The 11,948-nt window shown below is 68.2% G+C and carries 8 protein-coding genes and 1 tRNA gene; 7 read left to right on the top strand and 2 right to left on the bottom strand.

Annotated features, from left to right (window positions below; genetic code table 11):
• Positions 1–232 precede the first annotated feature (232 nt).
• The 4 genes from ACFT9I_RS19065 (at position 233) to ACFT9I_RS19080 (ending at position 2,786) form a co-directional block, all read left to right on the top strand.
• A complete protein-coding gene (locus tag ACFT9I_RS19065; protein WP_363051159.1) occupies positions 233–520 on the top strand; it encodes a helix-turn-helix domain-containing protein in 288 nt (95 codons plus the stop codon).
• A complete protein-coding gene (locus tag ACFT9I_RS19070; protein ID WP_382565629.1) occupies positions 517–2,070 on the top strand; it encodes a helix-turn-helix domain-containing protein in 1,554 nt (517 codons plus the stop codon). The genes ACFT9I_RS19065 and ACFT9I_RS19070 overlap by 4 nt, the downstream gene beginning before the upstream one ends.
• Positions 2,071–2,646 (top strand): transcriptional regulator, encoded by a 576-nt coding sequence (locus ACFT9I_RS19075; RefSeq protein WP_382565630.1) that lies wholly within the window; start codon positions 2,071–2,073, stop codon positions 2,644–2,646. It begins immediately after the preceding gene.
• A 66-nt stretch (positions 2,647–2,712) separates the two neighbouring features.
• A tRNA-Met gene (locus tag ACFT9I_RS19080) sits at positions 2,713–2,786 on the top strand.
• Between the two features lie 56 nt (positions 2,787–2,842).
• On the opposite strand, the gene ACFT9I_RS19085 is transcribed toward ACFT9I_RS19080, so the two are convergent.
• Complete coding sequence (locus ACFT9I_RS19085) at positions 2,843–3,886, bottom strand: TniQ family protein (protein WP_382565632.1); 1,044 nt, start codon at positions 3,884–3,886, stop codon at positions 2,843–2,845.
• 173 nt (positions 3,887–4,059) lie between these two features.
• On the opposite strand from ACFT9I_RS19085, the gene ACFT9I_RS19090 reads away from it, so the two are divergent.
• From ACFT9I_RS19090 to ACFT9I_RS19100, 3 genes are all read left to right on the top strand, one after another.
• Entirely contained in the window at positions 4,060–6,429 is a 2,370-nt protein-coding gene (locus tag ACFT9I_RS19090) for a Helicase associated domain protein (protein WP_382565634.1), read from the top strand.
• A 203-nt stretch (positions 6,430–6,632) separates the two neighbouring features.
• Positions 6,633–7,148 (top strand): hypothetical protein, encoded by a 516-nt coding sequence (locus ACFT9I_RS19095; RefSeq protein ID WP_382565636.1) that lies wholly within the window; start codon positions 6,633–6,635, stop codon positions 7,146–7,148.
• A gap of 153 nt (positions 7,149–7,301) precedes the next feature.
• Positions 7,302–9,746 (top strand): Helicase associated domain protein, encoded by a 2,445-nt coding sequence (locus ACFT9I_RS19100; protein ID WP_382565638.1) that lies wholly within the window; start codon positions 7,302–7,304, stop codon positions 9,744–9,746.
• A gap of 294 nt (positions 9,747–10,040) precedes the next feature.
• Here ACFT9I_RS19100 and ACFT9I_RS19105 read toward each other — a convergent pair whose 3' ends face one another.
• Entirely contained in the window at positions 10,041–11,390 is a 1,350-nt protein-coding gene (locus ACFT9I_RS19105; protein WP_382565639.1) for a hypothetical protein, read from the bottom strand.
• Between the last annotated feature and the right edge of the window lie 558 nt (positions 11,391–11,948).

Consider the following 11,948-nt stretch of genomic DNA (forward strand, 5'->3'; position numbering starts at 1 on the left):
GTCCGATCGTGCGGTGGAAGAGGCGCGCCAGGCGAAGAGGGACGACCGGCGCGCGGCCCGCCGGATTCCGCGTGGGCAAGACTGGCCCACTCGCTGACCTGCAGCTCGGGCGAGCGGCCGCCTTGGTGGGGACTCCTCGGCTCATGGATGGGCAGGTGAAGCGTCTATGCATCATTGATAGCAATTAGCTAATTTTCATGCGGAAATTACATAGAGCTGGTAGGGTGGGGGAATGGGATTGGCGTTGGAGGAGTCGTTGCGGCTGACGGTTGCCGCGTTGATGCAGGTGACGGGGGAGTCGCAGCGGTCGGTTGCGGGGGTCCTGGGATTGACGCAGACACAGGTGTCACGCCGGCAGTCGGGTGCCGTTTCATGGAGTCTGCGTGACGTCGATGTCCTGGCCGAGTACTACGGCATCGGCGCGCTGGACCTGCTGGCGGGTCCGACCAGAGCGTGCGAGGTACTGCCCGCTGACCGGCGCCGTTCCCTCCGGGGCGAGACGAAAGGGGCGAGTCGGTGAGCGACTTCGACGCGATCGACTCGCTGCTCGACGCCGTCGGCCCGGAGGCCGAGCTCCCGCCCTGCCAGGTGCGCCGCGAACTGCGGGAGCGGGCCCGGCTGTCCAAGGCGCAGGTGGCACGTGCGCTCGGGGTGAGCCCGTCCACCCTCGGCGGATGGGAGAGCGGTCGGGACCCGGCCGGCGAGGTCCGCACCAAATACGCGTACCTGCTGGACGGGCTGAACGCCAAGCTCGCCACCGAGACCGACACCACGGCGGTGCCGACTCAGGAAGAGTCCGTGGCGTCAGGCACTGCTGCGGAGGCCGTCACCGCCGTGTCTTCGCCGGAACCCGGCCAGGACGAGGACGACGTGGAGCTGCTCACCGTGCCCGAGCCGTGCGTACTGTGCGGCCGTCCCGCCGAACAACGCGTGGCGGGGTTCGCTCAGCACCTGGACCCCTCCGACTGCCAGGCGACCCCCGCCGAAACCCCGAAGCCCCCGCCCACCGCGCCATCTGTCCAGGCCCAGGAGCCGCATACAGCACGCCCGCCCCGTCCGGCCGACGGGAAAGGTGCGGCCCCGCGCGGGCGGGCGTTCCAGGAGCCGTCCGGGCCGGCCGACTTGATCCACGAAGCGGTGCACGCCGCGCTCGCCGAGCACCAGGGCGATGTCGAAGCCGCGAGCGCCGCGTTGCTCAAGCGGGCGATCCCGGACGCGATGCGCCTGCTGGACGAGACCCGCAAGGGTGCCCGCTACGACGTGATCGCCCACCCCTGGATCCCCGACATCCTCAAGAAGCAGACCTCCAAGGGCACCGACCAGATCTGGGAGGCCCGCCCCAAGTGGACGCGGCCCGAACTGCCGCCCGGGAAGCACGAGGTCACCGCGCTCGACATCAACGGCGCCTATTTGAGTGCACTCAAGACCCATCTGCCGCTCGGCCAGCTGGAACACTCCACGGGCTTCGCACACGACCGGCGCCGCGCCGGAGTCCACCTGATCACCCCGCCCGAGTGGGAGCACGACGCGGTACTGCCCAACCCGATCGGCCAGCGCGACGAACCAGGACCCCTGTGGGTCACCGAACCGACCCTGCGCCTGCTGCTGCGCCTGTCCGGCCTCAAGCACGGCCTGTGCGAGCCGCCCGAGATCCACGAGTCCTACACCTCGGGCGCCACCGAGAACCTCCTGGAGAAGTTCCGGATCGCACTCAAGGACGCCCGCGACACCGCGATCGCAGACAGCGACGAGCTGACGCTGGAATACGTGAAGGCGATGTACTCCAAATTCGTGTCCACGATGGGGGAGTCGAACTACAACCGGGAGCTCTACCGCCCGGACTGGATGCACATCATCCGCTCCCAGGCCTTCGCCAACCTCTGGATGAAGGCACTCAAGGCACACGACGGGGGACTGCCCGTCGTACGGGCGATGGGCACCGACGAACTCCACGTCATCGGAGACTGGCGCCGTGTCTTCCCCGAAGGCCGCTCGGTTACCGAGGTCAAGGTCAAGGACACATACACCGCACGAACCGGCACCGACGCCGGCACGGGGCAGGAGCAGTAAATGCCGGAGAAGAACATCGACTTCGGGAAGTTCGGCGCGAGCGGGATCAAGGGCAGCGACGCCGTCGCCCGCCAGCTCGACCGGCTCGCCGGCCACATCGCCACCCCAGTGACCGCCAAGCGGGGCCTGATGGCACGCCTGCACTACCTGACGACGTCGGACAGGGCCTGGCAGGCCGCCAAGGACGCCGGACTGACCGTGAGCGACCGGACGCTGAAGGCATGGCTGGAGGACAGACGCCGTCCGTCGAAGGCCAACCTGGAGCGCATCGATGCCGCATACAGGGCGGTGCGGCGCCGCAACGTCGCCCGCCACCTCACCGCCCGCCTCAACCGCGAGGGCCGCGGCACCCGCGTGGAGATCCACCCCCTCGACCAGTCCGGCGTGGCGCGCCCGCTCCAGCGCGTGGTGGAACACCGGTCGATGAACGTGCGCCGCTGGGACAAGATCGTCGGGTCCTGGGCGGCCGGCGACCACCAGGGCCTGAACGACGCCTGGACCGCCGATGTCCTGCCCGACCTCGGCTCCCAGTGGGGCCAGTACGAGTACGTCAAAAACATCGGCTTCGCCGCGTAGAGACCAACCCCCGCAAGGCCATGGTCTCCAGCGTCTGCAGGCATGGCGTACGGTGGTGCGAACCGACGCGGGGTGGAGCAGCTCGGTAGCTCGCTGGGCTCATAACCCAGAGGTCGCAGGTTCAAATCCTGTCCCCGCTACTGCAAGCTGGAGGGCCCGGAACCGTACGGTTCCGGGCCCTCCAGCCGTATGTGGCCTACATGTCGGCAGCCGTCATGCCCAACTGCCAGGTCAGGCACGAGCGCTGGCGCACCGAACCGCTCCGGGACGCGATCCCGCCGTGCCCCGACGCCAACATCAGGCGACACCCGTCCGCCGGACGGGACGCAGCGGGCACTCCCATACGGTGGCGCCCCAGCCACACCAGCAACGCCTGACGCCCTTCGGCCACATCCACCCCCCACCGGACCATCAACTGCTCCACACCCGCGAGCCACCCGGCCCGGCCCGCCGCATCCCGCTGTTCCGCCCGTTCGAAGTCCAGCATGGCGCCCGCGAGCTCTGCCGCCTCCGGGTAGATCACCAGAGGGGCCGCCCGCATCTCCCGCGCACCCAGCCCAGCCGTCCAGGCCCGCTGCACCCAGCACACGGTGTCCGGCATCCGCGTCCACCAGTACACCGCGACCTGGAAGGCATCGGCGAACAACTCCTCACCGGCCGGCCCCCACCGTGCGGCCAGCTGCTGCCGCACGCCGTGTGCCGTCACCGTCTCGGGCAGTTCGGCCAGCCCCACGAAGTCCGGACCACGACCGCGGGAGTCGTCCGACCAGTAACCGTGCCGCAGGCACACCTGCCAGCTGTCCGGCGACATCAGCCACACCGCCTCGCCGACACCCAGGTCATCACCGCACAGCCGGCAGTACCGTACGAGATGCCCCGCCAACGGCTCCCAGGGCCACCTCCACTCCGCCGCTTCCTCCGGGCCGCCCGACAGCAGCCACTCCGCGCCCAGACTGGGCAGATCCTGCTGCAGGAGACCAGGCGACCGGTCAGCCAGGACAGCCAGAAAGCGCAGCCCCGCCTCGTTCACGTACATCTCAGTGCACTGCGGATACCTCTCCACCCGCTCGGGATCCACGGATGCCTCGCCCTGCCCGACCCGGTCGAGGAAATCAGCCAGGCTCAGACCGTTGGCGTGCGCGAGCCGGTTCACGAACGACCCCGTCGACTCGCCCGCCACCGGCCACGCACGCAGCGGCAGCGCCCTGCGAGGCCCGTACAGGCCGGGATCGTTCAGCACAGCTGTCCTTCCGCCGAAACTGCCACTGCGGGCACCGTGACCGGCCCGGCAGCAGGCGGTCAAGAGCGCCAGCACTCGTTCGGGTGAACCCAGACGAACGTCCTGCCGCAGCACCGCACACCCCTTCCACCCTGGAACCAGGTGCACGCGCACGCCATCACCGGGGGAGGATCATGGCCACGACGACGCGCATCCGCCCGGCCGCGACCGCTCCCACGGCCAGCCCCCGCCTGAAGACACCCCTGCGCGGAGGCCAGCAAATCGCCGTCGACACCTCCGCCAGCAGCTTCATCGAGGGCTACCGCCGCGTCAGCGTCTACATGGCCACCGGCACCGGAAAGACCCTGGTGGCCCTGCACATCGTCCAGGAAACCGCCCCACAAGGCGCTTCCCTGGTGGCAGTCCCCTCTCTGCGGCTCCTTGAGCAGACCGCCGCGAAATGGCACAGCGAAGGACGCCCCGGCCGCTACCTCGGCGTGTGTTCCTCACCCCAGCCGGCGGACCCGTACCTGGACGGCATCCTCACCATGGTCGACACCGCCGACGACCTGGCCCAGCAGGCCGCCGACGCCCAGGGACCGCTCAACGTGTTCTGCACCTACGACTCCCTGGACAAGGTCGTCGAAGCCCACCGCGAATTCCACCTGCCCCGCTGGGACGTCGTGGTCGCCGACGAAGCCCACCGCACCGCCGGTGACTACGACAAACCCTGGGCCCGCATCCACCACGACGACAAGCTGCCCGCCCGCCATCGCCTCTACATGACCGCGACGCCCCGCGTCTTCGACGAGAAGAAAGCCCGCGCCAAAGGCATCAGCCCCAACACCGTCATCGCCTCCATGGACGACGTGAGCATCTACGGGCCCGTCGTCTACCGCATCTCCCTGAGAGAAGCGATCGACGAGGGACTCCTCGCCGACTACCGCATCGCCGGCGTCATCATCAGAGACGAAGACCTGCGCGGCCTGCTGAACCGGCTCCCCGCGAACACCTGGAGTGGCGAAGCACTGCGTGCCGCAGCCGCCCAAGTCGCCCTGCTGGTCGCCCAGCACCGCTACGACCTGCGCCGCACCCTGACCTTCCACCCCTGCATCGACGCGGCGGAAGTCTGCGCCGAAACACTCCACCAGACCGCAGCCCTCATGCCCCCGGCCTACCGCACCCCCCTGCAGGTCGGCACCGTCAGCTCCCGGCAGAGCCCCTTCGAACGCCACAAGAACTACACGGCCTTCGCCGACACCCCTCTCAACACCCCCACCTCACAGCAGCCGCCGCGCCGGGCCGTCCTCACCAACTGCCGCTGCTGCTCCGAAGGCGTCGACATCCCCGCCATCGACTCCCTGCTCTTCGCCCATCCCAAGACCAGCACCATCGACATCATCCAGTCCATCGGACGCGCCCTGCGCCAGACCCCCGGCGACGGCAAGATCTCCACCATCGTCATCCCCATCTACATGGCCCCTGGCGAAACCCTCGCAGAGGCCGTCAAGAAGACCGCCTTCCACCTGATCTACCGGGTCCTCATCGACCTCGACGTCTACGACGAGCACACCTTCCACCTCGTCGACCACTTCCGGTACCCGGCCGACCCCGCCGGACCCCAGATCGCCCCGCCCCCGGAGCGCGCCGACGAGATCATCCCCGTCCTCGATCTGAACGACGTCATGGCCCCCAACCGCGTATGGGAGGCCGCCTTCGAAGTCGCCACCAACTTCCACACCCAACACGGCCACCTCGACGTCCCCAGCCTCCACCTCCACGGCCGTTTCCACCTCGGCTGGTGGACCGGAGTACAGCGCTCCATGCGCAAGAACGGCCTGCTCCTGCCCGAACGCATCGCAGCACTGGACACGCTCGACATGATCTGGGAACACCCCCCGCACAGCATCGAGCGCAAACTCCTCATCGCCCGCGACTACGTCACCCGCCACGGACACCTCGCACCCCGGTGGGCCGAACACCACCAAGGCCTGCACCTGGGCCGCTGGCTCGCCGACCGCCGAAAGGAGGTCACCACCCGCCGCCTGCCCTACTGCTACCAACGGGCCCTGAACGAGATCTACCCCTGGTGGAACGCCAAAGGCGAAGCCGAATGGAAACGCACCTACGCCCGCGCCCACACGGCCGCGCGCGACAACACCCTGATCTTCCCCGACCCGCACCAACTCACCGGCACCGCACCGCCGCTCACCCACTGGCTGGCCAAGCAGATCGACAACCTCACCCGACTCGAGCCCTACCAGCACCACCTCCTGGGCGACCTCCCCATCGAGCACCCCCTGGCCCTCCTGCTGCGCCGTCCCCGCAGCGCCTCCCAACGGGCCTTCGCCCGAGGACTGCAGGCCGCCTACGCCTACCGTCGCCACCACCATCACCTGGACGTTCCCTACAACTACACCTGCGAAGACGGCCCCGAATTCGGTCTGGGAAGGTGGCTCGCCGAAAAACGGCGTGCCCCGCAAACCCTCTCCCGGGAACAACTGGACGCCCTGGAAGCCCTCGACATGCGCTGGACCTCACGCCACCGGCACAGCACAACCTGAACCGCCGTGCGCACCAGCAGACGGCGGGCGCACCCCCCGGCTCCAGCCTCCGCGCAAACAGCTGTACCGGATTCCTCCCGGCGGGGGCTGCCGCATCCATCCGACAGACCTGGAATCCCAGTACCCGGCTGACAACACCAAGACGCAACGCAGCCCACGAGCAGGAAAAACCGAACGTCTTCAGTCAGGAGTACTCCGGCATCATGACGACACCGCCCCAATCCCCCGGCCGGTTGCCCGCCTTCAACATGAGCCTCACGCATGTCACGCTTCCCAGCGCGCAGGTACAGGTCAACCGCCTGACCGGCCTCGTCAACGAAATCACCCTGGGCACCAGCGTGATCGTGATCGTGATGAGCACTGTCACCGCCCCGGCCTCCAACCGCCCGGCCGAGACCGACGCCGATCGAAGCCGCTTGACCTGGCCGACCTGGCAGGGAGACACCATCCCCGAGGCCCACCAGAAGTGGAAGGCAGTCTTCGCCCCCGAGGACCGCACCTTCAGGGGCCTCTACTACGAGGGACCCACCCTTGAAGAGACGCCGACCTTCCGCGTCCCAGCCACCGTTCTGTCCGACGCGATGTGGAAGATGGTCCAGAACGAGTCTTGCGCGGTCCTGTGCACCGGCCTCACCGGGGACCCCTCCGCAGCCGAGATCACGACCGCTCTCGAAGAAGGAATGCTCCAAGCAGTCCTGGTAGAAGCCCTGTTCGCCTAGCCTCCAGACCGGCCCCGCGACATCCCCTAACGTTGCACGACACGACCCACGCCCACCCGGCCCACACGCCCCCGCAACACCACTCAGCGAAGGACACACGACACGATGGATCTCGCCGGCCGCTGCTCCATCGCGCACTGAGGATTTTGTTTCATGCCTTCCTCCGACGAGCCCATCGCCGAGATCTCCGCCGTCGCCGCCTCCCGCACCCGCCCCGCCCGGCTCCCACTGCGCCCGGACCAGCAGCGGGCCGTCGACAGCGCGGCACGCCACCTGGTACGCGCCCACACCCGCGGACACATGGTGTCGGCCTGCGGCACAGGAAAAACACTCACCGCGCTGCGGACCGCCGAAGCCCTCGACATCCGCCACCTGCTGATCGCCGTGCCGAGCCTGGACCTCATCTCCCAGTGGGCCCGGGCAGCCCGCAACGACGGACGCCCGGAACCGATGATGGCGGTGTCCTCGCTGGCCGCCGCCAAGCACCCGGTCCTGGCCGGAGCAGCGGTCCACAGCACCAACAACCCAGAATTCCTGGTGACCTGGCTGGCCCGGCACGAGCATGCCACCGTCTTCGTCACGCTCGACTCCCTCCCGAGAATCGAACAGACCCAGCACACCCGCGCTCCCGCGCCGAGCTTCGACCTCATGATCGTGGACGAGGCGCACCGCACCGCGGGAAGCTGGGACAAGGACTGGACCGTCCTGCACGACCACACCCGCATCCGAGCCGACCGCCGCCTCTACCTCACCGCCACCCCCTACGAATGGGACCCGCCCCGCCTGACCGAAGCACCCACCACCCGCCCCCAGCCCAGACGTACCACCGCGACCGCCCCCGCCTGGGACACCCCAGCCCTCGTCGCCTCCATGGCAGACACCAAAACCTTTGGCCCCCGCCTGCACACCTACAGCCACGCGGATGCCATCGAGGACGGAGTTCTCGCCGACTACCAGCTGGTCGTCCCCACGATCACCGACACCCAGCTGCGCACCGTACTGGCCACCCCCGACGTGCACGCCGGCTTCGGCCCGACCGCGCGCCGCACCACCGCGCTGCACCTGGCCGTCCTCAAAGCGATGACCGAGCACGACCTCCACCACGTGATCGTGTACTTCCAACAGGTCGCCGACGCCACCGACTTCGCCCGTCAGTTCCCCCACACCCTGCGCACCCTCGCCGAGGACCAACGCCCCGTCTGGGCGAGCGACCTGGTGGTCCAGTCGATCAACGGCACCCACACCCCCGGCCAGCGCCACGACATCCTCACCGACTTCGCCACCGCCGACCGCGCCGTGCTGACCAACTCCCAAGTACTGGGGGAGGGCATCGACCTGCCGGCCGTCGACGCGGTCGTCTTCGCCGACCGCACCGCCAGCGTCCGCCGCATCGTCCAGGCCCTGGGCCGCGCCCTGCGCAAACCCCCCACCCAGACCACGAAGACCGCCAGCCTCGTCATCCCCGCCTACATCCCCCACGGCGCTGACCCCACCGACCTCCTCGGCACCCCCTACGAAGCCCTCTGGCTCGTCACCGCAGCCCTGCGCCACCACGACCAGACCATCGCCGCCCGCGCCCCCCGCACCACCGCCAAACGCCGCCTAGAACAGGGCACCCGTACACTCCTGGCCCGCCGCTTCCGCTTCGACTTCACCCTCAACCCCGACAGCATCGCCCAGGCCATGGACCTGATCGCCTGGCCCGCCGACAACGCAACCCTCTCCGCCCCACGCAGGGCAGGCCTAGCAGCCGCGACCCGCTTCCACGCCGAATACCACCACCTGCGCGTCCCCACCGATTACGAAGACGCCTACGGCTACCGGCTCGGCACCTTCATCGCCGGCCAGCGCACCGCCCGCAGACAAGGCATTGTCACCGAGGACTGGATTGCCGAACTCGACGCGCTCGGCATGATCTGGGACGACCACGAAGCCTCCTGGCAGGGCCACCTCACCACCGTCACCGCTTTCCACACCGAGCACGGCCACCTCGCGATCCCTCTCCACCAACCCGGCGGCCAATTCCTCGTCAGCCAACGAGCCCTTGCCCGCAACAACCGCCTCCACCCCGACCGCCACGCCCAACTCGCCACCATCGACCCCCACTGGACCCTCCCGTACGGCCCTGACTGGCACCGCAAATACCACCTCCTACGACGCCACATCGAAGCCGGCCACAGCCCGACCACGCTGCGCCGCGACACGGTGATCGACGAGGTAAAGGCGGGAAGCTGGCTGCACCGCCAGTTCTCCACCTGGAACCAGCTCACCCCCGGACAGCGCGACCTCCTTACTCGCCTGGAACTGACCCCGGCCGCCGCTCCCCTGACACGTGCGCAGCAGATGAGCTCACCCGCAGCAAGGCGGCCCCGTCGTTCCTTCGAGCAGACCGCACAGATCCTCCGGCTCTTCGTCGAGCGCTGGAACCGACCGCCCGGCTCCCGGGAATGGGTCGAGGTCGACGGAGAACGGATCATGATCGGACCGTGGCTCAGCAAGGCACGTTCCAAGCAGAATGCCAGTCAACTCACCGACGAGCAGAACCACTTGATGGCGGAGATCCTCCAGGCAGACTGGACTTTTCGCGAGTCCGGTTAAACGGGCCCGGCCTCAGTCAGCCGCGACTATGCGGAGTCGCCTCTGACCCGGCCACATCGCACAAGCGTCCGTGCCCCCAACGTAGTTCGGGACCAGAGCGAGACTCGACGCTGGCCACGGCGCTCGCACCCGAGCAAGCGGCTGCTCCGCCCGAGTTGAGCACTTCAACGAATTCGCCGACACCACCCGCCGGACAGCGAACCACCAGCACTCCCACCGCGCGGTGGGCCCTCCGCAACCGGTGGAGGCCGGCGAACGTTGATCGCTTTGATCAGGCCGACGGACTGCCGCCCGTCACCGAGCACCACGGGGTTCCAGCTCCAGCAGGCTGCGCAACTCCAACACGCCGTCCCACAACGTCGCCACACAGATGTCACCGCCGAGAGCAGTCGTCTCGGTCCAACCGTCGTAAGCGTGGCCTGCGTTGCGCACAGGCTTCCAGTCCTGAGCCCGCCACTCGGCGAGGATCTCCCGCTCCAGCCGCTCGGCGTCACGGCCACGCGCGAAGGACAAAGTGTTGTACAGCTGCCAACCCCGGCCGCGGTGCTTCTCGATCCGACCGGTCCTCAGGTTGCAGATCCCGACCTTCGCTGCCTGCAGGCCCTGGTGGTGCAGTAGATACACGAGGGCGGGCCGGTCACGCTTGAATCCGTATTCGGCGCACTCGGAACAACCCGTGCCACGGCTGTTCACACTGCCCAGGGTGGGAAACACCTCTGCCCCGCACACCTGGTTCATACATCGGCACTTCCAGCGCTCGCGCACTCCCGGATACGGCTCCAGTGGCTCCAGACCCGCTGCCACCATGATGCCGTGCGCCTCATCGCCAGCGATGACGACACCGGCGCACCACTTGCACGCCTGGGCACCGCGCCGGACCCATCCGAGCCGCGGATAGATGATCCGCTCTGGCGGCCCAGGACACTCGGGAGCCAGGCACCGGCTGCGCCAGCGCTCGTTGACCCCCGGGTACGGCTCAAAGGGCTGGGCACCGGCGGCGAGGAGCTCGCTCACGGCCTGCTCCTCGGGTACGCGCATCCTCCCACCGCAACGCTGGCACCCTCCCTGTCCGGTGAGGGCGACGTTGGCATAGCTGGGGGCGATGTCGTCCGCCCCGCACTTCAGGCACACACAGGGCCAAGGCATGCCGGCCGCCTTGTACGGCTCCTGGGGCTCCACGCCGCGCTGGATCATCTCAAACACCGCACGTTCGGGCCGTACAGCAACCCGGGCACAGTACTTGCACGCTGACACCCTGCTCAGGCGTGCGTCCGACAGACGCGGCCGGATACCGGCCGGATCGCCCTCCCACAGCCCAGGGCACAGCGCGCTCAAACACCGGCTGAGCCAAGGAACGTCCACCCCCGGATATGCCTCCAGCGGCTCCACTCCGGCGGCCCGCATCTCAGCCGCGGCCTGATTCTCCGGAACCTTACGCAGGGCAGCCCCTCGAGCACGGCCGCACGGCCTGCATCCGCCGCTTTTCGGCCGCATCACATTGCGGTAGATCGGATCGACGAATTCACCGCAGTCCATACAGACACTCAGCCACCGCTCGCCGTTCCCGGGCCACACGGAGATCGGCCAAACGTTCTTGGCGATCATGTTCGCCTTGGCGGCCTCGGGATCGAGATAGCGAGGCATGCGGCCTCCTCCAAAGGGCTGACCTCACGCTGGAGTTGGCGCGGCAACTGGTCCATCTCGCGTATGCGCGTTCGGTGTTGGACGACGATTCATTAGAGGCTATCTCCTCGCGCGTGCATGATCGCGAGCAACCCCCACAGATCTGACGCTCAATCAAGTCCTCCTGAAAGCCAGCCCTGTAAGGCTGGCGGCGTGGCGGACTTTCGAACAGACCGTTAGACATATCGTCCCGACCGAGGAGACGAGGGAGGGCCAACATCACAGAAACTCACATAGTTTTCTGCTTCCATTGAAGCGACCAGAGGGACCAGCACTGAGTGCTGCAGAGGCAAGGCGAAGCGCCGGAGGTTCGCAGCCAGCCTGAAGTCGACCGCGGAGCGGGCGGCTTCCCAATCAACCTGAGCTACAACCAAGTTGGCACGTACCTCATACGACCTGACGTCCTTGACTCGCGGAGCGAAGTCAAGGACCCGCGGCTGCGGAGCAGCCGGCGTAGCTGCGGAGCAGCTACGGGTTTCCGCCGCGTAGCGGCGGCGCGTCGTGTCTGCGGAGCAGACC

Origin of the sequence: Streptomyces sp. NPDC057137, from assembly GCF_042670825.1 — a bacterium.
Classification (GTDB): Bacteria; Actinomycetota; Actinomycetes; order Streptomycetales; family Streptomycetaceae; genus Streptomyces.

Coding starts and splice junctions, on each gene's coding strand:
- ACFT9I_RS19090 (WP_382565634.1), top strand. CDS start 4,060: ATGGCCACGACGACGCGCATCCGCCCGGCCGCGACCGCTCCCACGGCC.
- ACFT9I_RS19065 (WP_363051159.1), top strand. CDS start 233: ATGGGATTGGCGTTGGAGGAGTCGTTGCGGCTGACGGTTGCCGCGTTG.
- ACFT9I_RS19095 (WP_382565636.1), top strand. CDS start 6,633: ATGACGACACCGCCCCAATCCCCCGGCCGGTTGCCCGCCTTCAACATG.
- ACFT9I_RS19100 (WP_382565638.1), top strand. CDS start 7,302: ATGCCTTCCTCCGACGAGCCCATCGCCGAGATCTCCGCCGTCGCCGCC.
- ACFT9I_RS19075 (WP_382565630.1), top strand. CDS start 2,071: ATGCCGGAGAAGAACATCGACTTCGGGAAGTTCGGCGCGAGCGGGATC.
- ACFT9I_RS19105 (WP_382565639.1), bottom strand. CDS start 11,390: ATGCCTCGCTATCTCGATCCCGAGGCCGCCAAGGCGAACATGATCGCC.